18 protein-coding genes and 1 riboswitch are annotated in these 24770 nt (G+C 70.8%); of the genes, 8 read left to right on the forward strand and 10 right to left on the reverse strand.

Going from position 1 to position 24770, the window contains the following annotated elements; genetic code table 11:
* The 3 genes from IEZ06_RS01885 to IEZ06_RS01895 form a co-directional block, all read left to right on the forward strand.
* Positions 1–398, forward strand: a 398-nt coding sequence (locus tag IEZ06_RS01885) for a biotin/lipoyl-containing protein (RefSeq protein ID WP_308427594.1), incomplete at its 5' end; no start/stop codon positions are given.
* Between the two features lie 267 nt (positions 399–665).
* On the forward strand, positions 666–2063 hold the full coding sequence (locus tag IEZ06_RS01890; protein WP_189234918.1) for a hypothetical protein: 1398 nt from the start codon (positions 666–668) through the stop codon (positions 2061–2063).
* Positions 2064–2421: 358 nt separating this feature from the next.
* Complete coding sequence (locus tag IEZ06_RS01895; protein ID WP_189234919.1) at positions 2422–4752, forward strand: WD40 repeat domain-containing serine/threonine protein kinase; 2331 nt, start codon at positions 2422–2424, stop codon at positions 4750–4752.
* 66 nt (positions 4753–4818) lie between these two features.
* Here the strand turns inward: IEZ06_RS01895 and IEZ06_RS01900 are convergent, their stop codons facing one another.
* The 3 genes from IEZ06_RS01900 to IEZ06_RS01910 form a co-directional block, all read right to left on the reverse strand.
* On the reverse strand, positions 4819–5823 hold the full coding sequence (locus IEZ06_RS01900) for a LacI family DNA-binding transcriptional regulator (protein ID WP_189235140.1): 1005 nt from the start codon (positions 5821–5823) through the stop codon (positions 4819–4821).
* Between the two features lie 86 nt (positions 5824–5909).
* Positions 5910–8738, reverse strand: a complete 2829-nt coding sequence (locus IEZ06_RS01905; protein ID WP_189234920.1) for a glycoside hydrolase family 3 protein — start codon at positions 8736–8738, stop codon at positions 5910–5912.
* 234 nt (positions 8739–8972) lie between these two features.
* The gene (locus IEZ06_RS01910; RefSeq protein WP_189234921.1) at positions 8973–10190 is read right to left on the reverse strand and encodes an ROK family transcriptional regulator; all 1218 of its coding nucleotides are present in this window, start codon (positions 10188–10190) and stop codon (positions 8973–8975) included.
* A 216-nt stretch (positions 10191–10406) separates the two neighbouring features.
* Here IEZ06_RS01910 and IEZ06_RS01915 point away from each other — a divergent pair, with 216 nt between their 5' ends.
* Genes IEZ06_RS01915 through IEZ06_RS01925 form a run of 3 tightly spaced genes read left to right on the forward strand, consistent with a single transcriptional unit; the run spans position 10407 to position 14003 of the window.
* Positions 10407–12083: an extracellular solute-binding protein gene (locus IEZ06_RS01915; RefSeq protein ID WP_189234922.1), complete on the forward strand. Its 1677-nt coding sequence runs from the start codon at positions 10407–10409 to the stop codon at positions 12081–12083.
* Entirely contained in the window at positions 12076–13110 is a 1035-nt protein-coding gene (locus IEZ06_RS01920) for an ABC transporter permease (protein WP_229797714.1), read from the forward strand. Before IEZ06_RS01915 ends, IEZ06_RS01920 begins: the two co-directional genes overlap by 8 nt.
* Positions 13107–14003, forward strand: coding sequence for a carbohydrate ABC transporter permease (locus tag IEZ06_RS01925; RefSeq protein ID WP_189234923.1), 897 nt, complete (start codon positions 13107–13109; stop codon positions 14001–14003). The genes IEZ06_RS01920 and IEZ06_RS01925 overlap by 4 nt, the downstream gene beginning before the upstream one ends.
* Before the next feature lie 171 nt (positions 14004–14174).
* Here IEZ06_RS01925 and IEZ06_RS01930 read toward each other — a convergent pair whose 3' ends face one another.
* The 3 genes from IEZ06_RS01930 to IEZ06_RS01940 all read right to left on the reverse strand — a co-directional run bounded on the left by IEZ06_RS01930 (position 14175) and on the right by IEZ06_RS01940 (position 16049).
* Positions 14175–15353 (reverse strand): alpha/beta hydrolase family protein, encoded by a 1179-nt coding sequence (locus IEZ06_RS01930; RefSeq protein WP_189234924.1) that lies wholly within the window; start codon positions 15351–15353, stop codon positions 14175–14177.
* Positions 15354–15506: 153 nt separating this feature from the next.
* Positions 15507–15758: a type II toxin-antitoxin system RelE family toxin gene (locus IEZ06_RS01935; protein WP_189234925.1), complete on the reverse strand. Its 252-nt coding sequence runs from the start codon at positions 15756–15758 to the stop codon at positions 15507–15509.
* 3 nt (positions 15759–15761) lie between these two features.
* Positions 15762–16049, reverse strand: coding sequence for a DUF6247 family protein (locus IEZ06_RS01940; protein WP_189234926.1), 288 nt, complete (start codon positions 16047–16049; stop codon positions 15762–15764).
* Positions 16050–16324: 275 nt separating this feature from the next.
* A riboswitch (ZMP/ZTP riboswitch) is annotated at positions 16325–16411 on the forward strand.
* A 21-nt stretch (positions 16412–16432) separates the two neighbouring features.
* Here IEZ06_RS01940 and IEZ06_RS01945 point away from each other — a divergent pair.
* Together IEZ06_RS01945 and IEZ06_RS01950 are read left to right on the forward strand one after the other, a co-directional pair.
* Entirely contained in the window at positions 16433–17302 is an 870-nt protein-coding gene (locus tag IEZ06_RS01945) for a bifunctional 5,10-methylenetetrahydrofolate dehydrogenase/5,10-methenyltetrahydrofolate cyclohydrolase (RefSeq protein WP_189234927.1), read from the forward strand.
* Between the two features lie 305 nt (positions 17303–17607).
* Entirely contained in the window at positions 17608–18357 is a 750-nt protein-coding gene (locus IEZ06_RS01950) for a putative endonuclease domain-containing protein (protein WP_189234928.1), read from the forward strand.
* Positions 18358–18515: 158 nt separating this feature from the next.
* On the opposite strand, the gene IEZ06_RS01955 is transcribed toward IEZ06_RS01950, so the two are convergent.
* From IEZ06_RS01955 to IEZ06_RS01970, 4 genes are all read right to left on the reverse strand, one after another.
* A complete protein-coding gene (locus tag IEZ06_RS01955; RefSeq protein WP_229797715.1) occupies positions 18516–21503 on the reverse strand; it encodes a glycoside hydrolase family 3 protein in 2988 nt (995 codons plus the stop codon).
* A gap of 53 nt (positions 21504–21556) precedes the next feature.
* Positions 21557–22372, reverse strand: coding sequence for a carbohydrate ABC transporter permease (locus IEZ06_RS01960; RefSeq protein ID WP_189234930.1), 816 nt, complete (start codon positions 22370–22372; stop codon positions 21557–21559).
* Between the two features lie 37 nt (positions 22373–22409).
* Positions 22410–23354 (reverse strand): carbohydrate ABC transporter permease, encoded by a 945-nt coding sequence (locus IEZ06_RS01965; protein WP_189234931.1) that lies wholly within the window; start codon positions 23352–23354, stop codon positions 22410–22412.
* Between the two features lie 96 nt (positions 23355–23450).
* On the reverse strand, positions 23451–24764 hold the full coding sequence (locus IEZ06_RS01970) for an ABC transporter substrate-binding protein (protein ID WP_189234932.1): 1314 nt from the start codon (positions 24762–24764) through the stop codon (positions 23451–23453).
* Positions 24765–24770 lie beyond the last annotated feature (6 nt).

Here is a 24770-nt window from a genome sequence, read left to right on the forward strand (position 1 = left end):
CGGAGGAGTCGGCCGAGCGGGAGCGGATCACGGTCGAGGTGGGCGGCAAGCGGCTGGAGGTGGTGCTCCCGGCCGGGCTGGGCCTGCCCGGTCCGGGTGCGGGCCGTGCCCCTGGAGCCTCCGGGGCGACCGCGCCGCGGCGGCGCGGGGGTGGTGGCGCGGTGAAGAAGGCCGCGGGCGGGGACGCGCTCATCAGCCCGATGCAGGGCACGATCGTGAAGGTGGTCGCGGCCGATGGTGACGTGGTCGCGGCGGGGGACACGATCGTGGTGCTGGAGGCGATGAAGATGGAGCAGCCGCTGACCGCGCACAAGGCGGGCACGGTGACCGGGCTGGGCGCGCAGGTGGGGCAGACGGTGACCTCCGGGGCGGTGCTCTGCGACATCAAGGACGCCTGACCCGGACCATCGCGCGAGCGGGCCGCCCGACCGGGCTGAATCGGTCGGGTGGCCCGCTCGCGCGACGGGTGGACCTCGTCCGGGCCACCGGGTGCCGCCCTCGCTGTCCGACCCGCCTACACCGCCGGTCGAGCCTCGGATCCGCGGATGTTCTGCACGGATGTCCCGCCTCCGCACCCGGTTCCGGGATGAAGCGGATACGGTCGGGTAGTAGGGAACTCCGTTGTCCGCTCATTCGTCCTTAAGGGACGAAGGAGGCAATCTGCCGTGACCACCACAAAGTTCGCGCCAGGTCGTCTCGGTGCCGCGATCGCCGCGATGTTCGCCGGGCTCCTGGCCATCCTCATGACCGCCCCGCCGGCTCACGCGGCGGCGCCCGACCCCGACACGATCGTCTCGGCGTGGGCCAAAGACCCCCTCTATGTGGAGTCTGGCTCGGCCCTCACCTCAAGCGAGCAGTCCGCCATCCGTGACTCCGTCAAGGGAGCGAACCCGCCGATCTACGTGGCCGCGCTGCCGGACGGCACGGTGACCAGCGGGTCGGCCGCGGGTGATTTGATCACGAAGATGGGCACCCAGCTCAAGTCCGGAGGCACGGAGAAGGCGACCATCGCCCTCCTCGACGGCAAGACCCTGTTCGCCGGGTCCAGTTCCCTTCGCGGCGGTATCGCCGGCCGGATCGCCAACGCCGCCGTCGCGAGCAACGACGACGTCGCCAGCGGGATGCAGGACTTCGTCCGGCGAGTGGAGCTCGCCGAATCCGGCAAGACCAGGGAGGCCGTGAGCCTGGACGGCTCCGGCGGCTCCGGCGGCTCCGAGAGCTCCTCCAGCGGAGGCGGCTCCGGCGCGGGCGTGCTGGTCGGCATCCTGGTGCTGGCCCTGGCGGGCGGTGGAGGCCTCTTCCTCTACTCCCGCAAGCAGAAGAAGGCGCGCGAGGCCCGCGAGGCCGCCGAGCTGGCCGCCGTCAAGCAGACCGTGGACGAGGACGTCACCAAGTTCGGCGAGGAGATCACCGCGCTGGACATGGACGTCAAGATGCTCGCCGACGGCGGTGACCACCAGGACGACTGGGCACGCGCGCTCGACTCCTACGAGCGGGCCAAGGTGGAGCTCGAGGCGGTCAAGCGCCCCGACGAGCTGCGCGGCGTGACCACCGCGCTGGAGGAGGGCCGCTACGCCCTCGCCTGTGTGAAGGCCCGCGTCAACCACCTGCCGCTCCCCGAGCGGCGCTCGCCGTGCTTCTTCAACCCGCAGCACGGCCCCTCGGTCCGCGACGTGCGCTGGGCCCCGCCCGGCGGCGCGGTGCGCGACGTCCCGGCCTGCGCGGCCGACGCCGAGGCCATCGAGCGCGGCTTCGAGCCGCAGACCCGCGAGGTCATGATCAACGGCCAGCGCCGCCCCTACTACGACGCGGGCCCGGCCTACCAGCCCTACGCCTACGGCTACTACGGCGGCTTCGGCGACGTGATGAGCGGCATGCTCGTCGGCACGATGCTCGGCAGCATGATGGGTGGCTGGGGCATGGGCGGCTACGGCATGGGCTACGGCGCCGGCTACCAGGAAGGCGTCTCCGACGGCGGCGGCGACTGGGGCGGCGGCGGAGGCGGCGACTTCGGTGGCGGCGGTGACTGGGGCGGTGGTGACTTCGGCGGCGGCGACTGGTAGCCGAGTCTGAGAGCCGAGGACGGGCGCGCCTCCCCTGACCAGGAGGCGCGGTGCCCGAGAGCCGATCACTTCGAGCATCGATCACTCTGAACGGCATAAGGCCGCGCGGACTCTTCCCCGCATTCGGACCCGCATCCGGGGCCGGGGAAGACCCGCGCGGCCTTTCGGCCATTACGGCCACTTCATTAACAGTCGTGCCGGACAGCCGAGAATCCATACAAATTCTGCCGTCGCCGCTGGATATGGCGGGATGATGCGCGGCTGTGACAGGGTGATGATCAGACTCTTGTGACCATTACCGTCCGCCGTGCCGGGTGTCAGCGAAGTCCGGCCCGTGCGGCGGGTGAGGAGGCTGACGGTGCCCGATCCCAACCGGCTGAGCGCGAGCGACCCGCAGCAGATCGGTGCATACCGTCTGGTGGGCGTCCTGGGCGAGGGCGGCCAGGGCACGGTCTACCTCGGCCAGACCTCTTCGGGGCGGCGGGTCGCGGTCAAGGTGCTGCACACCCGAATGGCCGCCGAGGCCTCCGTCCGGGAGCGGTTCGAGCGGGAGGCCGCCCTCGCCCGCCGGGTGGCGGTGTTCTGCACCGCCCAGGTGCTGGAGGCCGGCGTCAGCGACGGGCGGCCCTACCTGGTCAGCGAGTACGTCCCCGGGCCGTCGCTGCAGCAGCTGGTCATCGGCGAGGGGCCCCGTACCGGCAGCGGGCTGGAGCGCCTGGCCGTCGCCACGGCGACCGCGCTGGCCGCCATCCACCGGGTGGGGATCGTGCACCGGGACTTCAAGCCGGCCAACGTGATCATGGGCCCGGAGGGACCGGTGGTCATCGACTTCGGCATCGCCCGCATCCTGGAGGCCGGCATCACCAGCTCCGCGCTGGTGGGCAGCCCCGGCTACATGGCCCCCGAGCAACTCTCCGACCAGCCCGCCGGTCCGGCCGCCGACATGTTCGCCTGGGCCGCCACCATGGTGTACGCCGCGACCGGACATGCCGTTTTCACGGGACAACACCCGGCTGCGGTGATGAACGCCGTACTGCGTGGCGTGCCGGACCTGACCGGGGTTCCCGATGGGCTGCGGCCCTTGCTGGCGGCATGCCTCGCCAAAGATCCTGCGGCCCGCCCCACAGCCGAGCGAGCGCTCTCCACACTGACCGGCCACGGCAACGTCCCTATCCCCCTCAGCGAGAACGGGGCACGGACGGTGGGCCGTACCGTGTCCGGGCCGGTGAGACAGCCTCCGTACGGCCAGGGATCTGGCACGTCCGGTCGGGCTCCCGGCGGCCGAGGAACTGCTGCGCCCGGTCCCGCCGATGGCGATGGCGTCGATGACGACGTGACCCGGTACGGCTTCCCCGGAAAGCATGGCTGGGACGTATCCGTCCCGCCGGATCAACCCACCGTGCCCGCGCACTCCCAACCTCCTCCACCGCCACAACCCGCGGTGAACCACGAGGGTGCAGGGATTTCCGGATCCGATCGCGACATCGCAGCCAGCGTGCCCCACGCGGCAACCGTTTCGGGGACCGTCACGTCATCGGTCCCGACGGCAGCGCCACACCGCCGGTCTCGGCTCCTCTGGCCCGTCATCGCTGTGGCGGTGATCGTCGTCGCCGTTCTCATCGCGGTCATCGTCTTCCCCTCCCATATACCCTTCCTCGGCACGGAGCCCTCCGTCGCACCGTCCACTGCTGCGGCCTCCGCCCCGACACCATCCGTCGAGCCCGTCTCTTCCCACGCGCTGTTCACCGGTCATGTCCGGGCGGTGAACGAGGTGGCTGTGACGGAACTGGATGGTCGCCCAGTCGTCGTCTCCGGCAGCGGAGATCAGACAGTACGGGTATGGAACCTGGCCACAGGCAGACAGGTCCGCGAACCGATCACCGATCCGGCCGGTCCCATCACCTCCGTGGCCGTAACAGAGTTGGACGGCCGTCCGGTCGTCGTCACTGGCGGGTTCGGAGAAAGCATGCGGATATGGGACCTGACCACGGGCGAGCAGGTCGGTTCACCACTCCAGGTTTCCGAAATCTTCGCGCTGGCCGTGACGGAACTGAACGGCCGCCCGGTCGTCGTCACCGGGGACGGGGAAGGAACGGTGCAGGTATGGGATCTGGCCACAGGAAAGCAGCTTGGTCAGTCGTTCAAAGGCCATACCGGCGCGGTTTCCGCGTTGGTGGTGACTGAGCTGAACAGCCGTCCGGTCGTCGTCACCGGCAGCTTCGACAAGACCGCGCGAATATGGGATCTAGCCACGGGCAAGCAAGTCCGTCAGCCGATCACCGACAGCACGGTCTCGCTTAGCACGGTGACGGTGGCGGAGTTGAACGGCCGCCCGGTCGTCCTCACCGGAGGCAGTGATTTCGATGGCAAGAGTGCCGTGTGGGTATGGGATCTGGCCACCGGTTCCCCCATCGGCCAGCCGTTCAAGGGCCACACCGACGATGTCGTGTCAGTGGCGGTGACTCAGCTTGAAGGCCGCCCGGTCGCCGTCTCCGGCAGTGAGGACAAGACCGTGCGGATCTGGGACCTGGCCACGCGGGAGCCGATCGGCCGACCGCTGACCGGTCACGAGCGCGGGATCCACTCGATAGCGGTGACGAAGCTGGACGGCTGGCCCGTCATTGTCACCGGCAGTGGGGACGGCACGATCCGGGTGTGGGACCTGCCGACGTCCTCCAGTGGTAACTGACCCGCTGCAGTCCAGTCCCAGCCACCTCGGGCACTGCCCCTGCCGTAGCCCGCTCCCCAACCCGGGTCACGTGCTGGCGCGGACCGTCAGGCGCGGGGCGAGCAGGGTGCCGTCCGGTACGGCGCGGCCCTCCAGCTTGTCCATCAGCAGCCGCACGGCCTCCCGGCCGACGTCCTCGGCCGGGATGAGCACCGAGGTCAGGGCCGGGCTGGAGCGTTCCGCGATGTCGTCGGGGCAGATGGCGACCACCGCGACGTCCTCCGGGACCCGCCTGCCGTGCTGGCGCAGCGCCCCGAGCACGTGGTTGACCGCGGCCTCGTTGTGCACGACCAGCCCCGTCAGGCCGGGCCGCGCCTCCAGCAGCCCGCCCACCGCGTCCGAGACCTGGTCGAAGGTCTCCTCGCAGGGCAGCGCGACCCCGGTCACGCCGTGCGCCGCGGCGGCCTCGGTGAAGCCCTCCCGCGTCCGGCAGGCGTAGCCGGTGCCCCGGTCGTAGACCACGGCGGGCGCACCGAGCAGCGCGACCTCCCGGTGTCCGCGGGCCGCCAGGTGCTGCACGCAGAGCGTCCCGGCCCGGGCGAAGTCGAGGTCCACGCAGGTCAGCCCGGTGGTGTCGGCGGGGAAGCCGATGAGCACGCTGGGCTCGGCCAGTTCGCGCAGGAGCGGCACCCGGGTGTCGTGCAGTTCCACGTCCATGAGGACCAGCCCGTCCACCAGCGCGCTGGCGGCGGCCCGGCGCAGCCCGTCGGGCCCCTCGTCGGCGGTGAGCAGCAGCACGTCGTGGTCGTAGCGCCGGGCGGCGGTCACCACCGACGTGGCGAACTGCATCAGCACCGGGACGTGCATCCCGGCCCGCAGCGGCAGCACCAGCGCGATCACGTTCGCCCGTCTGCTGGCCAGCGCCCTGGCCCCGGCGTTGGGGTGGTAGCCGAGCGTCCGCACGCTGTCGAGCACGCGCCTGCGCGTGTCGGCGGAGATCGCGCGCTTCCCGCTGAGCACGTACGAGACCGTGCTCACCGCCACCCCGGCGTGCCTGGCGACCTCCGTGATCGTCACCGCTCTGCCGCTCATCCGCTCCACGACCCCCTCGCCCGGCGGCTCGGAGTCCGCATCCGTGGACATCCCTCGCCCGTCGATCCGTCCGCCCGCCCGCCCGCTCATCTGTTCTCGGCGGAACCGAAGGCCAGGCGGGAGACGGTGATACCGGCATTCTCGAACACCACGTACAGATCGTGCACGCCCCGGGCCCCCTCGAGCCCGCCGACGACCCGGGACAGGTCGTGGCGGCCGGCGCGCGGGACGGGCACGGCGCCGAGGGCGGGGCCGTACAGGGGGTCGCCGAGGCGGAGGGTGAGCACGCCGCCCTCGGTGCTGGTGGCCTCGATCGCGCAGGCGGCGGCCCCGGTCCCGAAGTCGACCCCGCGGAAGAGGATCCAGGCGCCCTCGGCCGTGGAGCGTACGGCGTCGCCGGAGACCCGGGAGGCGTCGGTGAACGCCACCGCGTCGTACTCGTCGTGGTCCACCGCCGGGATCGGCGCGGCGAGGGCGTCGCGGGGCGGGATGTGCTCGCCGGTGACGTGGACCGTCGCGCAGAGGCGGATGTCGCGGGCCGAGCGGCCCACCATGATCTTGTGGGACGCGTCCTCGACCGCGAACCGGTTCCTGGTCACGTCCCAGAAGGCCAGGTCGGCGACGTCGATGGTCCAGCGGACCGCGGTGCTCTCGCCGGGCTCCAGCCTGAGCTTGGCGAAGTCCCGCAGACGGCGCAGCGGCTGCTTGACGCGGGAGCGCTGCTGGTGGGTGTAGAGCTGGACGACCTCCGTGCCGGGCCGGGGACCGGTGTTGGCGACCGTCGCCGAGACCGTGATCCGCCCGTCCGCGACCTCGGCGGTCAGGTCGCGGTAGTCGAAGTCGGTGTAGGACAGGCCGTGGCCGAAGGGGTAGAGCGGGGTGCCCCGGTAGTACTGGTAGGTGGCGTCGGCGGCGATGATGTCGTAGTCGAGCAGGTCGGGCAGCTCGCACGCCGAGCGGTACCACGTCTGGGTGAGGCGTCCCTCGGGGTCGGCGTCGCCGAAGAGCACCTCGGCCAGCGCGTGGCCGTACTCCTGGCCGCCGTGCGAGGACCACAGCACCGCGGGCAGGCCCCGCTCCGACCAGGTCATCGGGTAGCCGCTGCTGATCACCATGACGGTCCTCGGGTTGGCCGCGCGCACCGCCGCCACCACGGCCTCCTGCGCCGCGGGGAGCGCCAGGTCGAGGCGGTCCTCGGTCTCCCGCCCGTTGACCAGCGGATGGTCGCCGACCACGACGACCGCGACGTCCGCGGCGGCGGCCAGCGCGGCGGCGCTCTCGGCCCCGCTGACGACCGTCTCCGCGGTCAGCCAGACGGCCGCGTCGGCGTCGTCCACCAGCCGGAGGACCGCCGCGCCGGGCGCCGTACCGTCCGAGGCCGCGCCGGGGCCGGCGGCCAGTCCGACGTAGCGGCCGGTGGAGATGTGCCGGAGCGCCAGCGTGCCGCGCGGCCGGTCCTCCAGCCGGAAGGTCTGGCGCACCTCCCAGCCGTTGGGCCCCGGCTGGTCGTTGACCAGCGTGCCGGAGTCGTCCACCGAGACGTACCGGCCGGTCGCCGCGGCGCGCAGGGCGTAGGACCCGCCGCCCCAGTCGAACAGGTCGAACAGGCCCTCGGCGGTGCCCGCCTCCGCGGTGAGCCCGAGCGGCCCGCCGCCGGGGTCGGCGACGACGTGCCCGTTCTCGGCGGTCAGCGTGATCCGGTCCACCGCCTCGCAGAACACCGTCTCGCACCGCTCGGCGAGCCCGGCGCGGGCGGTGACGGCGTACGGCAGCGTGCCGGAGTACCAGTCCTCCATCAGGGTGTCGCCGAGCTGGCCGATGACGGCGATCTTCGTGACCCCGGCCAGCGGGAGGAGGCCGTCGTTCTCCAGGAGCACGATCGAGCGGCGGGCCGCCTCGCGGGCCAGCACCTGGTGCTCGGGGCAGTTGACGACGGCCTCGGTCACGTCGTCGTACGGCGTGGCGGGGTCGAACTCGCCGAGCCGGAACCGGATGGAAAGCGCATGCCTGACGGCCGCGTCGACGTCCGCCTCGGTGAGCAGGCCCCGCTCCAGCGCGTCGCGGACGTGCCCGAGGACGGCCTCGGTACGGTCGTCGTCCTGGGTGAAGCTGTCGAGCCCGGCCTTGATCGCGTGCGCGTAGGCCTCGGCGGGGTCGTCGTGGTAGGCCTGCAGGCCGGTGAGGTTGCCGGGGGCGTAGGCGTCGCTGACCACCAGGACGTCGTCGGGGGCCCAGGCGCGCAGCACGTCGTTGATCAGCGGGCTGAGGTGCGCCGGGCGGCCGTTGACCAGGTTGTAGGAGGGCATCACGGCCACCGCCGCGCCGCTCTCCAGCGCGGGCCGGTAGGCGGGCAGCTCGTACTCGTGGAGCACCCGGGGCGGCAGGTCGCTGGAGGTGGTGCAGCGGTCGGTCTCGTTGTTGTAGCCGAGGAAGTGCTTGAGCGTCGGCGCCGTCTTCAGCACCTTGGGATCGCTCCCACGGAGGCCGGAGGCGTACGCCACCGCCATCACGCCGGTCAGCCACGGATCCTCGGAGTAGCCCTCCTCGTTCCGTCCCCAGCGGGGGTCGCGCAGCGGGTTGACCACCGGCGCCCACACGTTCCGCCCCGCCCCGGCCGGGTCCTTGTGGTGGAAGGCCAGGACCTCGTCGGACGTCGCCTCGCCGACCCGCCGGACCAGCTCGGGGTCCCAGGTGCTGGCCAGCCCGACCGCCTGCGGGAAGACCGTGGCCGGGCCGAGCCAGGCCAGGCCGTGCAGGGCCTCGGTGCCGGTGCGGAACGGGCCCACGCCCAGCCGCTCGACCGGGGCCTGGTACTGGTGCAGCAGGGCGACCTTCTCCGCCAGGCTCAGCCTGCCCTGCAGGTCGGCGATGCGGTCGGAGAGCGGGAGCTCGGGGTCGCGGAACGGTTCGTTCATCGGGGGGACCATCCCTCTGGTGAGCGTCGAAGCGCTTCGACAACGGGGCGAGAAAACGCGCCTCTGTCGAAGCGCTTCGATAGTCGGTCCAGGAAAACTCCGCCCGTTACACGAATGTTTCGAGCAGAGTTTCCCTGAAGGGTGCCTGGCCGTGAGATCCAGGTCAAGACCTGCGGAGAAAATCACGGATCATTCTTCGGTTCCGGATCATCCCGGAACGCCTCCGTGCCGAGGTCAGGAGACCCGGGGCAGCCGGCCGGAGTCCACCGAGTCGAGCACCCGGGCCGCGCCGCCCAGCGCCGCCGCGTCGTAGCCCAGGGTCGAGGCCACCACCCGGCAGCCCCCGCCCTCGGGCGCGATCGTACGGCCGCGCGCCTCCTCCTCCACGGCGGGCAGCAGCCAGGGCGCCAGCGGCACGTAGTAGCCGCCCAGGATGACCACCTCGGGGTTGAGCAGGTTGGCCACCACCGCCACGCCCTTGCCGAGCTGCCGCCCGACCTCCGCCAGCAGGCCGAGGGTCCGGTCGTCGCCGGCGCGGGCCAGCCGTACCACCTCGTCGAGCTCGATCTCCACCTCGGCCGGCGAGAGCGGGACGTGCCGGAGCACCGCGCCGATCCCGGCGACGGCCTCCAGGCAGCCGGTCCGCCCGCACCGGCACCCGGCGCCGAGCGGGTCGAGCTGGATGTGGCCGATCTCGCCGCCGTAGCCCCGGCCGCCCCGGCGGATCCGCCCGTCCAGGATGATCCCGGCGCCGACCCCGATCTCGCCGGTGAGGTAGACCAGGTTGGCGGTCCCCGCCTGCGAGCCGAAGCGGTGCTCGGCCAGGGCCGCGAGGTTGGCGTCGTTCTCGACCTGGACGGCGAAGCCGGGGTCGCGCAGCGCCTTGGCCAGGTCTCCGGCCAGGTCGGCGTCGCGCCAGCCGAGGTTGGGCGCGATGAGCACCGTGCCGTCCGTGCCGACCAGGCCGGGCACGCCCACGGTCAGGCCGAGGACCTGGCGCTCCTGCTTGGCCATCCGGCCCACCACCCGGCGGACGATCGCCGCGACGGCCGCCACGGCCTGGCCGGTCGAGCCGTCGGTGCCGGGAAGCGGGCCGGCGAAGGAGCGCCGCCACGACAGCAGCCGCTCCCCCGCCAGGTCCACCGCCACCGCGGTGACGTAGTCGACGTTGACCTCGATGCCGATCGCGGCGTACGGCGAGCCGTCGAGCACGAGCATGGTGGCCGGGCGTCCGACGCGGTTCTCGGTCAGCCCGGTCTCGCGCACCAGGCGGCGGTCGATCAGGTCGGCGACCAGGCTCGACACGGTCGCCTTGTTGAGGCCCGTGGAAGCCGCGATGTCCGCCCGCGAGCACGGCGCGTGCTCGCGCACGAACCGCAGCACCACGGCGAGGTTGGTGGCCCGGACATCGGCGAAGTCGGCCGGCTGCGGATTCGTCGTAGATGTGATCAAGGTCCGTCCCGTCCTGATCGGCCCGGGCTCCGTCTTGCGAACGGCCCCCGGCTGGCCCCATCATGCCTCACCCGCCCCGAGGACCGCGATCGTCGGCCCCTTGTGGCGGGAGTGCCCCTCGACTAATTTGTTTGGTCAAAAGACGAACTAACTCTATCTCGGACCCATCCTCCTAGGACAACCCCCGCCCGTCCATGACAACGAAGGGAACGCGCCGTGAAAACTCCCCCCGAGGGCGCGACGACCAGCCGCCGAGGCTTCTTCGGCCTGGTGGGACTCAGCGCGGTCGCCGCCGCGAGCGGCGGCCTGCTCAGCGCCTGCTCCACGCCGAGCGGCCCCCGGCCCGGCTCCGGCGGAGCCACCGCGGCCGCCCTCGACAAGCTGACCTCGCAGGTGCCGACGCACGTCCCCTACGCGGGCGTCACCCCCGACATCCCCGGGCAGAACGGCGCGCCCGGCGGCTTCACCAAGTATCCCGCCTCCCTCGTCGACGCGGTGACCGCCAAACCCGGCAAGGGCGGCCACTACAAGGCCATGACCCCGCTGTGGGGCCCGCTCCCGCCGCCGCTGGGCGAGAACCCCTACTTCGACGCCGTCAACGCCGACCTCGGCGCGACCATCGAGTTCAACATCCTCGACGGCATGACCATCATCGAGAAGATGAACGCGATCATCGCCGGCGGCGACGTCGTCGACATCACGATGATCCCGAGCTGGACCGTCAACCAGATCCCCCAGTTCGGCGAGGCCGTGGGCCGGCTCTTCGAGGACCTCACGCCCTACCTGCAGGGCGACGCCGTCAAGAAGTACCCGCTGCTGGCCAACATCAGCACCGACGCCTGGAAGTGGGGCGTCTTCAACGACAAGCTGACCGGCATCCCCGGCAGCTACACCTTCCCGATGGGCGTGATCCTCCTCTACCGCAAGGACCTGTTCGACAAGAACGGCTGGACCGCCCCCAAGAGCGCCGACGAGATGCTCGCCCTGGGCAAGGAGATCAACGACCCCAAGCAGAAGCGCTGGGCCTTCGGCGACATCAAGCTGATGGCCTACCAGATCTTCCGCGCCCCCAAGGAGTGGGTCCTGTCCGGCGGCAAGCTGGTCCACCGGTACGAGACGCCGGAGTTCGAGGCGGCGGTCGAGTTCATGCGCAAGCTGTACGAGGGCAAGCTGATCCACCCCGACATCGTCAGCAGCAAGGGCGCCAACGCCAAGGAGCTGTTCAAGTCCGGCCAGATCCTCGTCACCCAGGACGGCTTCGGCGGGTGGAAGGAGATGCTGGAGCAGATGATCCCCACCAAGCCCGACTTCTGGATCGAGGCGGTGCCGTCCTTCGGCCACGACGGGGGCGCCCCCGGCTACCACAAGAACGAGGAGCCGGGGCAGTACACCTTCATCAAGAAGGGCCTGGGCAAGGAGAAGGTCGAGGAGATCCTCTCCCTGATGAACTACCTGGCCGCGCCGTTCGGCACGCAGGAGCACATGCTGTCCGTCTACGGCGTCGAGGGCAAGCACTACACCAAGACGGAGGCCGGAGCCCCCAAGAGGACCGATATCGGCCTCAAGGAGGCCCCGCCCACCTACTTCTTCCTCAGCGGCCGGCCCGACGCGATCACCGAGAGCGAGCTCCCCCGGTATGTGGAGACCGCCGCGAACTGGTACAACGAGGCCGCCCAGCACTGGGCGCCCAACCCGCACGAGGGCATCCGGATCCAGCGGCCCTCGGAGTACGCCGCCCTGGAGCAGCCTACCGAGGACAAGATCCAGGACGTCGTCCGCGGCCGCCGCCCGCTCAGCGAGCTGAAGAAGGTCGTCGACGAGTGGCGCAAGGACGGCGGCGACAAGAGCCGCGAGTTCTACCTGAAGGTGCTGCAGGACAACGGCCGTGCTTGACAACGCCGAGAAGTCCGGAAAGGACGCGAGCACCGGACCGGCGGGTGACCTGACCTCACCCGCCGGCGCCGGCGCTCCCGCGAAGCGTAGCAAGGCCGGTGGAAAGCCCGGGGCAAAGCCCTCGCTGGGCAGCCGGCTGCGGCACGACTGGCAGCTGCTGCTGATGACCGTGCCCGCGGTCGGGCTGCTGGCGGTGTTCCACTACATCCCGACGCTCGGCAACGTGATCGCCTTCCAGGACTACTCCCCCCACGTCGGGATCGCGGAGAGCCCCTGGATCGGCTTCACCAACTTCCAGTGGCTGCTCACCGACCAGAGCTTCTGGGACGCCACGCTGAACACGCTCACCATCACGGCGTTCCAGCTGGTGTTCTACTTCCCGCTGCCGATCCTGCTGGCGGTCCTGCTCGACAGCGTGATGAACCCCCGGGTCCGGCTGTTCGTGCAGAGCATCGTCTACATGCCGCACTTCTTCTCCTGGGTGCTGGTCGTCACGCTGTTCCAGCAGATCCTGGGCGGCGCGGGGCTGATCTCCCAGTTGCTGCGCGCCAACGGCCACGACGGCGTCGACCTCATGACCGACCCGGACGTCTTCCTGCTGCTGGTGACGGCGGAGTCGGTGTGGAAGGACGCCGGCTGGGGGACGATCATCTTCCTGGCCGCGCTGGCGGCCATCAATCCGAACCTCTACGAGGCGGCGGCGGTGGACGGCGCCGGCCGGTGGCGGCGGATCTGGCACATCACCCTGCCCGGACTGCGCCCGGTCATCGTGCTGCTGCTGATCCTCCGCCTCGGCGACGCGCTCAACGTCGGTTTCGAGCAGTTCTTCCTCCAGCGCGACGCGGTGGGCCGGGAGGCCGCGGAGGTGCTGGACACCTTCGTCTACTGGCGCACGCTCGTCACCGGGGAGTGGAGCTACGGCGCCGCGGCCGGCCTGGTCAAGGGCGTGGTCGGCCTGGTCCTCATCCTCGTGGCCAACAAGGTCGCCCACCGGTTCGGCGAACAGGGAATCTACAAACGATCATGAGTACACGTCCCGCATGGGAGGAACTCCCGAGCCTGCCGGGCAGGCTGGCCAAGGGCCTGACCCTGACCCTCATCTCGCTCGTCGTCCTCTTCCCGATCTACATCGTGGTGCTCACCAGCCTGTCCCCCGCCGCGGCGGTGAACGAGGCCGGCGGCCTGGTGGTGGTGCCCAAGGGGTTCTCCTTCGCCGCCTACCGGGAGCTGTTCTCCGGCGGCGTGGTGAGCCGGTCGGTGCTGGTGAGCCTCGGCGTCACCGCGGCGGGCACGGCGGTGAGCCTGGTCTGCACGGTGCTCGCGGCCTACGGCCTGTCCCGGCCGGGCTCGCTGTTCCAGCGGCCCCTGCTGTTCATGATCCTGCTGACGTTCCTGTTCACGCCGGGCATGATCCCCAGCTACCTGATGGTCAAGTCGCTCGGCCTGATCGACAGCTACTGGTCGCTGATCCTGCCGGGCGCGATCAACGCGTTCAACCTCGTGGTGATGCGGGCCTTCTTCATGAACATCCCGGAGGAGGTGCCCGACAGCGCCCGGATCGACGGGGCGAGCGAGTTCCGCATCCTGATCCGGATCATCCTGCCCATGTCCAAGGGCGTCACCGCGGTCATCGGCCTGTTCTACGCCGTGGGCTACTGGAACGCCTTCTTCAACGCGATCCTGTACATCAACGACAACACCAAGTGGCCCCTCCAGCTGGTGATGCGCCAGTACGTCCAGCAGGGCCAGTCGCTCACCCTCGGCTCGGCGGTGGACACCTCGGTCGGCGGCGCGCTCCCGCCCAACCTGGCCATCCAGATGGCCATCGTCGTGCTCGCCCTGCTCCCCGTGCTGTTCGTCTACCCCTTCGTCCAGAAGCACTTCACCAAGGGCGTCATCATCGGCGCCGTCAAGGGCTGACCCTCCCCGGCCGCCCGGCGCCGCCCTCCTCCCCGGCGCCGGGCCCCGCCGTACGCTCCGGTGCGCGGCCGTACGGCATGCGGTGTCCCCTGACGGGCTGCCTCATCGACACCTCAGCACTGTGGCACCTGCTCCGCACCCCGGAGACACCGGAGGAACGGGCGGGTCGGATCACCTCTTGACCGTGACCTCCGGGTAGCGCTCGGCGGCCCGGTCGAGCAGCGGCCGCGACCGCCCGCGCAGGTGCAGGTCGAAGAAGGCCCCGACGTACGTGCGGGTGATCTCCAGCGAACGGGCGCCGGGGAGCGTGCCGAACATGTCCTCGTTCTTGATCAGATCGCCCAGGAGCGGCGCGTAGTCGGTGAAGGCGTTGTGCCCCATGCCCTTGACCGTCACCCAGCGCTTCCAGCCGGTCATGTTCTTCCAGTCCCGCCCCCAGGTGGGGTCGCTCCCGCCCTGCGCGTGGGCCTCACCGGCTCCCAGCAGCATGAACGGCTTGCGGAGCCCCCTGTCGGGGATCGGGATCCAGAAGGTGCCGTCCATGTTCACCCCGGCGCGCACCCGGGGGTCGGTGAGCATGGTGTGCGTGGCGCTGTTGCCGCCGAGGGAGTGGCCGGCCATGCCGATCCGGGACCGGTCGATCAGCCGGGCGTGCTTCCAGGCGGGATCCTTCCCGGTCAGCCGGTCGAGCACGAAGGAGACGTCCGCCGCGCGGACCCGCGTGCTCTTCTCCCCGAACGCCGGGGTGCCCCCGGACTCGCAGGTGGTGCAGGGGGTGGTCCGCCCGTCCGGGAAGGTCGTGGGGGACTCGTGCGTGTGGTCGATGCCCGCCACCGCGTAGCCCCGGCTGGCCAGGTCCTCCGCCAGGGCCGTCAGCGAGCTGCGGGGCATGCCGAACCCGGGCGAGAGCACCACGAGGGGCAGGCCGTGCCGCCGCCCGAGCGGCGCCGCGCCGGTGACCGCGTTGGTCCGCGTCCCCGCGAGCGCGTTCACGACCTCGGCCCCGGCGCCCTGCTCCTTCAGCAGCAGCTCCGCCTCCTTCACGGTCATGTACGGCGCCCGCTCCCCCTTGGCGGTCCGGGCCGGGTACCAGATCGAGACCATGAGCTCGCGCGGCCTCCCGGCCGCCCAGGGGTCGGTGCGGGAGCCGTCCACCAGGTGCAGCGCGGTCGTGCCCACCGCGTGCGGGCCGGTCGGCCGGGGCAGGGCGAGAGTCGGAGCCCGGTCCGGCGCGGCGGCCGCGGCAGGTGCGCCGAGCGGGTACGGCGCGGCGAGCGCGGCGGCGGGCGTGGCGAGAACGAGAAGCGCAGCGGCGGCGGCGAGCGCCCCGCGAAGTGGTGATCGTGACATGGCACCACCATCGCGGCACCCCGGTGGCCTGCGCTTCGGCCGAAAAGGCACTCGGCGGGTACGACTTTCGAAGATCCCCCTACGCCGAAGGTCGCAACCGCGCGCCACCGGCACGAGCGGCCTCACCGTGGACGGCACCGTCGGCGGGCGGACTCACCCCGTCCAGATCACACCGAGGATGTTGATCTCATGCGCGGACTCGTTGATGACGAGGGTCATGACGACGGATTCACCGACCACGAGACGTTCGGTCTCCGGCCCCTCCGGATCGAGCATGTCGCTTCCCGGGTAGGGGTCCTCAGCGAGCGTCCCCAGCACTGAGACGATCTCCTTGAGCACCCGGTCGGGCATCGCCGACGCGGCGAGTGCGGCTTCGTGGTCCAGGAAGACCGTGTATCGCGCCACGGATCACGTGCCCCAATCCGGCAGCGCATCCTCGGCGGGAACCCGGTCCAGTTCACCCGAGCGTGAACGCTCCAGAGCGGCCACCGTCCGCTGATCGGCCAGGACGATCGCCCTCCCCCACCAGGACCGTACGACGCCGGGCAGCATGCTGAGATCCGCCGCCTCGACCTCCGCCCGGAAACGCTCCCGCTGACCGGGCGGGAGGGCCGCGCGAATGGCCTTGATCGTCCTCGGCAGGCGCACCGGTCCGGGAGTCGACGAGTCGGCGACGGTCATGGTGATTCCCCTCATCCAGGTCCTCTCAAGAGTAGTCATCGGCGAAAACACGGAGGAAGGACATCTGCTTCGGAACTCCCGCCACAGAAGAAGATCCGGTGATGGCCTCCGGAGCGACCGACATGCCGGAGGCCGCCATGGAACCTGCGGGAGAGATTACTCCACTTAGCCACTCAAGGTGACAAACCAAACACTCTAAGCTAGAGAACCATAACGACTGCCATATCGACTACGTCTTGAGCAGGGCGAATCACAACCTGGACCGGCAGACGGCCACGGCGTTACAGTGGATCCCGAGCCGCGACTGGCGCTTAGGTGGAGCACCACCGGGGAGCGGCTCGGCGATCCCGTCACCGCCGTGCGCCTGGGCATTCCGCAGCGACCTGCAGGAGCGGCCCATGACCCAGACGCAGACCGCCCGCCTCATGGACGGCGCCACCCTCGCCCGCCGCATCACCGAGCGCGCCGCCTCCGCGGCGGCGGACCTCGCCCGGCTGGCCGGCACGGCTCCATGCCTGGCGACCGTACTGGTCGGAGACGATCCGGCCTCGGTGACATATGTGCGCATGAAGCGCAACCGGTGCGCGCAGGCCGGCATCGAGTCCCGGCTCGTCGCGCTGCCGGCCGCGACCACCACCGCCGAACTGGTCTCGGCCGTCACCGCCCTGTCGCAGGATCCCGGCGTGCACGGCATCCTGCTCCAGCACCCCGTCGGCCCGCACATCGACGAGCGGGCCGCGTTCGAGGCCATCGCCCCGGAGAAGGACGTCGACGGGGTCACCATGCACTCCTTCGCCGCGATGGGGTTCGGGCTGCCCGGCTTCGTCTCCTGCACGCCCGGCGGGATCATGCGCCTGCTGGAGGAGTACGGCGTCGACCCCGCAGGCAGGCACGCGGTCGTGGTGGGGCGCAGCGCCATCCTGGGCAGGCCGGTGGGGATGCTGCTGCTGGCCCGCGACGCCACGGTGACCTACTGCCACTCGCGCACCCGCGACCTGGCCTCGATCGTGCGGCGGGCCGACATCCTCGTCGCCGCGGTCGGCCGGCCGCGGCTCATCCTCGGCGAGGACGTCAAACCGGGAGCCGTCGTCGTCGACGCCGGATACAACCCCGGCAACGTCGGCGACGTGGACTTCGAGAGCTGCCGGTCCCGGGCGAGCCTGATCACGCCGGTTCCGGGCGGCGTCGGCCCCATGACCATCGCCCTGCTGCTCGAACAGACCGTGACCGCGGCCGCCCGGCAACTGGGCCTCACCCCGCTCCCATAGCACAGCGATGATCCTTTTTCGGGAAGTGCACCGTTCTGTAGCCCGCACGGCGTGCACTTCCCGGAAAAGGATCACAACCGGTAGATCGGATCAGACCGGGGCGATGGTCCGTCGGCGGCTTCCGAGCCGTACGGATCGCCGTACCGGAGGCAGGGTGGCATGGGAGGCTCCATCGCGTGCTTCCCGAAGCGTTGCGCCAGGGACCGTTCCGAACCAGGGACGCCTTGGCCCTAGGACTGACTCGCCGCCAGCTGCAGGGGTCCAGGTTCCGCCGGATATATCGCGACGTTTACGTTTTCGCGGAGTTGCCCGACTCCCTCCGGCTCCGCTGCCGGGCCGCGCTGCTCCTCCTGCCTCCGAGTTCGGTGTTCTGCGGTCTCACCGCCGCCCGCCTGTACGGCCTGCCCGTTCCCGAGTCCGGAGACCTCGATGTGGCGCTGCCCCCGGCGCTCGGCAGGCATCCCGAGATCCTCGGCATCAGGGTTCACCGCTACACCCACTGGGGACCGGACGATCTGCGGCGCTTGGACGGGTTGCTCGTTCCCCGGCCCGAGCCCTTGTTCCTGGAACTGGCGATCAGGCTGTCCCGGATCGAGCTCATCATGGCCGGCGACCAGCTCGTCCGCTCCTGGACCTCGGTCGCGGCGATCGGCGACCGGCTGTCCCAGGTACGGCGGCGCCGGGGGTTGCCGGCCGCCCTGGCAGCACTCCCCCAGCTGGAGCCGGAGACCTACTCCCCCATGGAGACCCGCCTCCGGATGCTCCTCGTCGACGGCGGGCTTCCGCGCCCCCTCGCCAATCCCCACGTCTTCGACGACACCGGTCAGCGGATCGCCCAGCCCGACCTCTACTATCCCCAGGCCCTGCTGACGATCGACTACGACGGCTCCCACCACGATCGCGACCCCCGCCAGATCAGGCAGGACCGCGAGACCATGCGGCTACTCGCCCTCAACGGCTATCTGTCCTTACGCTACGACGCGCGCATGGTCCTCGGCTTCCCCCGGGAGATCGTCTCCGAGGTCCGCAACCTCCTCGCCGAACGGCATCGTTGATCCTTTTCTGGGAAGTGCACGCCGTACGGCCTGCGGAACGGTGCGTTTCCCGGAAAAAGATCATGATTCTCTGGTCGTATCACCCCCGCCGGCGGCGCGCAGCCGGAGACCCGCCGGAAGGCTTCCACCGCCGCCGACGGGTCACCCGGACCGGCGGGTCAGCGGGTCAGGACGGCCTCCTTGAGCCGCAGGTCACCGCGGGCGACCAGGTAGACGTCCTGCCGTCCCGAGGTCCGCGCGAGCGCCGCGGTGGCCGTCGACCACTGATAGACCCCGCCGGTGGCGGCCACCTGGACCGTGCCGAGCAGCCTGCCGGTCGGCGACCCGGTCCTGACCTCCACGGAGGCGGCCTCGGCCGCCGCGACCCCCAGCGTCACCCCGGTCGCGCCCCGGCCGAGGTCGACGTCGGCGAAGGAGATCCACTCCCCGGAGGAGAGCGCGACCGCGTCACCGCTCGCCTTGGTCTCGTCGACCAGCTCCGCCCCCGAGTGGTCGTCGAAGTCCGCGGCCCGGGTGGCCCGCGTCAGGTCGCGGGCGGGGATGCGCTCGCCGTCCACCCGCAGCGTGGCCCGCTGCCGGATCCGGTCCGAGGAGGAGCCGACGAGCACGTCGTGGGTGGACGGCTCCACCGCGAAGCGGCCCCGGGTCACGTCCCACAGCGCCAGGTCGGCGGTCTTCAGCGGGAACGTGACGGTCTTCGACTCGCCCGGCGCCAGGTGCACCCGCTCGAACCCGCGCAGCTGCCTGACCGGCTGCCGCACCCGCGAGGACTGCTGGTGGGTGTAGAGCTGGACGACCTCGTCGCCGGCGCGCGAGCCGGTGTTGCGCACCTTCACGCTCACCTCGAAGCCGTCGCCGCGCCGGACGGTCTTCAGCCCCTGGTAGCCGAAGGTGGTGTAGCTCAGGCCGTGCCCGAAGGCGTAGAGCGGCCTGTCCTTCGAGTACAGGTAGGTCGAGCCGGTCTTGACGATGTCGTAGTCGAGGATGTCCGGCAGCTCCGCGCCCTCGCGCGGCCAGGTCTGGGTGAGCCGGCCGGCCGGGTTGGCGTCGCCGTACAGGATGTCGGCCAGGGCGTGGCCGGTCTCCGCGCCGGCGTGGGTGGTCCACAGGATGGCCGGGACCTTCTCCTGCAGGCGGTCGATGGTCGTCGGGTAGCTGTTCTCCAGGACGACCACGGTGTTCGGGTTGGCCGCGCGCACGGCCTCGACCAGCGCCTCCTGGCCCTCCGCGAGGCCCAGGTCGGTGCGGTCGTGGGCCTCGCGGCCGTTGATGAACGGCATGCTGCCGACCACGACGACCGCCGTGTCGGCGCTCTTCGCCGCCGCGACGGCCTCGTCGATCCCGCTGCGCACGGTCTCCCTGGTGAACCGGGTGGCGTTCTCCGCGGTGGTCAGCGCGAGCGTGCCGTCCTCGGCGGCCCGGACGTAGACGTCCGGGCCGAACCACGACTCGGCGGTCTCGTAACCGGCGTAACGCAGCAGCACGGTCCCGTCGGCCTGCGCCTCAAGCCTGAACTGCTCCTGGACGAACCAGCCGGCAGGCTGCTCCTGGGTGTTGGCCAGGGTGGACCAGTTGGCGCGGCTGACGTACCGGCCGTTGGCGACGCTGCGCAGGGTCACGATCCCCCGGCCCCAGTCGAAGACGTCGAACTGCTCGCCCTTCCCCGGCGCGGTCGCGGCGAGCCTCAGATCGCCGCCCGCGCCGGCCGGGGCGGTGAGGTACCTCCCGCCGGCCTTGAGCGCGATCCGGTCGACGCCCTCGGTCGCGCCGGTGACGGCGGCCCGCTCCCTGATCCCGTCCAGCGGGGTCACCTCGTACGGCAGGGCGCCGGAGTACCAGTCGGTGTAGAGGGTGTCGGCGAGCGGGCCGATGACCGCGACCTTCTCGGCCGGGTCGAGCGGGAGCAGCGCACCGGACTTCCCGGAGCCCTCGGAGGCCGAGCCCCCGGGGCCGGTGTTCTTCAGCAGCACCGCCGCCTCGGTGGCGGTCCGCCGGTTCAGCCTCCGGTGCTCGGGGCTGTCCACCACCGCCTTGGTGATCTTCCCGTACGGCCCGCCGTCCGGGTCGAACTCGCCGAGCCGGAACCGCACGCTGAGGATGTTGCGCACGGTCCGGTCGAGGTCGGCCTCGGCGAGCAGCCCCTGCGCGAGCGCGGCGTTGACCGAGGCGACCGTCGGGGCGCCCCTGGTGTCGTCCACGGTGAAGCTGTCCACGCCCGCCTTGACCATCGCGGCGGCGGCCTCGGGCTGGGTGGCGAAGTAGCGCTGCGAGCCGGTCAGGTTGTTCGGGCCGCCGGCGTCGGAGACGTTGAAGAGCGTCCGGTCGGTCCACCTCCGCACGCTCGCGTTGAGGTCGGTGACCGTGGCGGGGCGGCCGTTGACCAGGTTGTAGGCGGTCATCACACCGGTCGCGGCGTCGTTCGCCAGAGCCGTCCGGAAGGCCGGGAGCTCGTACTCGTGCATGACCCGGGGCCGGAGGCTGGAGTTGGTGGTGTCCCGGCGGACCTCGTTGTTGTTGGCCATGAAGTGCTTGAGCACCGGGGCGGCCCGCAGGTGGTCGGGGTCGTCGCCCTGGATGCCGCGGCCGTAGGCGGTGGAGATCGCGCCGGTGAGCAGCGGGTCTTCGGAGTAGCCCTCCTCGTTGCGGCCCCAGCGGGGGTCGCGGAGCAGGTTGACCACCGGCGCCCACAGCTGCAGGCCCCACACCCGCGGGTTCTCGGCGTGGTAGCCGCGGGCCTCGGTGCCGACGGCCTCGCCGACCTTCTTGACCAGGTCCGGGTTCCAGGTGCTGGCCAGGCCGACGGCCTGCGGGAAGACGGTGCCCCTGGCGGTGACGACGTTGCCGCCGTTGTCGATGTCGGTGGACCAGGCGACCCCGTGCAGCGCCTCGGTGCCGGTCTTGAACAGGCCGATGCCGAGCCGCTCCACCGCCGGCTGGTACTGGTGCAGCCAGGAGACCTTCTCCGCCAGGGTCAGCCGGCCGAGCAGGTCGTCGACGCGCTGCTGGAGCGGGAGCGACGGGTCACGGAAGGGGTGCTCGGGGGCCGCGTGCGCCGGGGCCGCGCACAGGCCCAGGGCCAGGGCGAGTACGGTGCCGGCCGCCGAGGACCTGCGCAGGTGCGCGCGCGGTGATGGACGGGGGGACACGCGTAAGCGCATTCGGGGCGGACGGAAGGACGTGCGGAAGGACACCATGCCTCCTACTTGATCGCGCCCACGGTCACGCCGCGGGTCAGGGTCCGCTGGAAGATCAGGAAGAAGACGACGGCCGGGAGGATGCCGAGCAGCGCCGAGGCGCTCGACATGGTGGCGTCCATCATCTTGTCCCCCTGGAGCACGCCCAGCGCGACCGGGACGGTCTGGTTCTCGTTGGAGATCAGGAAGACCAGGGGGAGGAAGAACTCGTTCCAGGTCCAGATGAAGAAGAAGATCAGCAGCACCGAGAGCGTGGGCCTGCTGATCGGGACCACGACCCGCCAGAGCGCCCGCCACTTCCCGGCCCCGTCGAGCGCGGCGGCCTCCAGGATCTCGTGCGGGAACCGGCCGAGCACCGAGGCGAGCAGGTAGGTGCCGAACGCGCTCTGGATGACCGTGAAGATGATGATCACCCCGAGCCGGGTGTCGTAGAGGCCGACCTCCTTGGACAGGTAGTAGAGCGGGTAGACCAGCGCCTCCTGCGGCAGCGTGTTGGCCACCAGGAAGACGACCAGGATCCAGGTGCGGCCGCGGACCCGGCCGATGCCGAGCGCGTAGGCGTTGAGCACCGAGAGCACGACGGCGAGCACCGCCACCGAGCCGCTGATCAGCAGGCTGTTGGCGAGCTTCCCGCCGAAGTCGACCCGGTTCCAGAAGTCGACGATCCCGTCGAGGTACAGGCCGTCGGGCAGGCTCAGCGGGCCGTTGGCCGAGTAGTCGGCCGGGGAGCGCACCGCGTTGAGCGTGACGATGGCGAACGGCACCAGCATCACGACGGCCAGCACGGCCAGCGAGACCAGGACCGAGTACTTCCGGATCATCGAACGCTCCTCGGGCGTGGCGGATTCGGGCGGGAGGTCACGAGTCACCGTCCTCGCTGTCCTGGATCCGCAGGAAGAACACCGTGATCACGATGATCACGAGGGTGAGCACGGTGGCGATCGCGGCGCCGTACCCGACGTTGGCCTTCTCGAAGAAGTTCTGGTAGCTGAAGTAGGACGGCACGAGCGTGGCGCCGCCGGGGCCGCCCCGGGTGAGCACGAAGATCGGCCCGAAGACCTTGAGGGCGGCGATCGTGCAGGTCAGCAGGACGACGTAGATCTCGGGGCGGATCTGCGGGATCGTGATGTGCCAGAACCGCCGGGCCCACGAGGCCCCGTCCATCTCCGCGGCCTCGTACAGCGCCGGGTCCACGCGCTGCAGCCCGGCCATGAAGATGACCACCGGGTAGCCGATCTGGAACCAGACCATGATCATCATCACGCTCGGCAGCGCCCAGTCCGGGTCGCCCAGCCAGCCGCGCGGCTCCATGCCGAACAGCGCCAGGAACTCGTTGAGCACGCCGAACCGGGGGTGCATGATCCAGCCCCAGACGATCCCGGCGATCGCGACGGGCAGCACCTGCGGCAGGTAGTAGGCGGCCCGCAGCACGCTGGCCGTACGGGGGCCGAACTTCTTGCCCACGTAGTCGAAGAGGGTCGCCGCCAGGACCAGCCCGATGAGCGTGGGGACGATCGCCATCGCCACGATCAGCGCCGCGTTGTTCCGGAACGACGTCCAGAACCGGGCGTCGGCGAACAACCGGGTGTAGTTGTCGAGCCCGAGCCACCTCGGGTCGCCGATCCCCTGCCACCGGGTGAAGGAGATCCCGACGTTCATCAGGAACGGCACCAGGATCACCGCGGCGAACAGCACCGCGCTGGGCAGCAGGAACACCCAGTATCCGCCGGTGCGGCGGCGCCGCGGGCGCGGCTCCGGCCCGCGGACCGCCTTCGGCCGCGCGGCCGGAGCGTGCACTGCCATCTTTCCTCTTTCCGGCTGTCGGTCGCCGATGTCCTTCCGGCCGCCGGTCGCCGGGGCCTTTCCGGGCCGCCCGGTCGCCGAGGCCTGCTCCGCGGGTCAGTCGCCGATGTCGGCGAGGTTCTCCTCGTACGGCGCGGCCAGCTCGTCGAGCACCTCGGCGGGCTTCTTGGCGCCGTTGATCAGGTTCTGCACCCCGGCCACCAGCACGTCGTAGTAGCCCGGGGCGGGCCAGTCGGGGTAGAACGCCAGCCCGTCGGCGGCCGAGAGCTTCGTGAAGTTCTCGATCAGCTCCTTGCTCTTCGGGTCGGTGATCGCGACGGGGTCGGCCGCCACCGGGATGCCGCCGGAGTTGCCGAGCAGGTTCTGGATCTCCTTCTTCATCGTGATGTCGATGAAGTCGTAGGCCAGGTCCTTGTTCTTCGCGTTCTCCGGGACCACCCAGACGTTCCCGCTGGAGCCGGCGTGCAGGGTGTTGCCCGGCCAGAGGAACGAGCCCCACTCGAAGTCCTTGATGTCGGTGACGAACCGGCCGTACCACCACGATCCGGTGACCACCATCGGGTACTCGCCGCCGATGAAGGACAGGCCCATGTCCTCGGCCTTGATCCCGGCGGAGTCCTTGGCGATGTAGCCCTTCTTCACCCAGTCGGCCGTCGTCTCGGCCGCGTAGGTGAACTCGGGCCCGTGGAAGTCGACCTTGCCCTTGTAGAGCTGGAAGGCGTCCACCCACGGCCGCTGCGCCTTGCTCAGCGCGAGCTGGTAGAAGATCTGCTGCGCCGGGTACTCCGCGCCGCCGACCGCGAGCGGGGTCACCCCGGCCTTGGCGAACGTGTCCATGGCCGCGGTGAACTGCTCGAACGTGGTCGGCACCTCGACCTTGTGCTTGGCGAACAGGTCCTTGTTGTAGTAGACCATCACGTACTCGGCGTAGTTCGGGATGCCGAACCACTTGCCGGAGCCCATGACGCCCCGGTCGTCGTACTTCGCGGTGGTCTGCAGCGACGGGCTGAGCAGCTTGTCCCAGCCGCGCTTCGTGGCCTCCGCCGACAGGTCGGTCAGCAGGCCCTGCTTGGAGAGCAGCCCGGCGGTGGCGTTGCCCTTGTTGTACTCCATGACGTCGGGGGCCTCGTCCGAGTTGAGGATCATGCCCGCCGACTGGCGGATCTGCTCGAACGCCTTCTCCTCGAACTGGACCTTGACGCCGGGGTGGGTGGCCTCGAACTGCTTGATCGCCTCGGCCCAGGCCTTGCCCATCGCCCCGTCGGCGCTCTCGTAGTGCCAGAGCTTCAGCGTCCGGGGACCGCTCGCGGCGGGCTCCGCGCCCTCCTGCCCGTCGCTCCCGCAGGCGGCCAGCGCCGCCAGCATGACCGTCGCGGCCAGCACGGCCGCACCGGTTCGCATTGTGAACATGCTCGT

Origin of the sequence: Planomonospora antibiotica (genome assembly GCF_014647955.1) — a bacterium.
Taxonomy (GTDB): Bacteria; Actinomycetota; Actinomycetes; order Streptosporangiales; family Streptosporangiaceae; genus Planomonospora; species Planomonospora parontospora.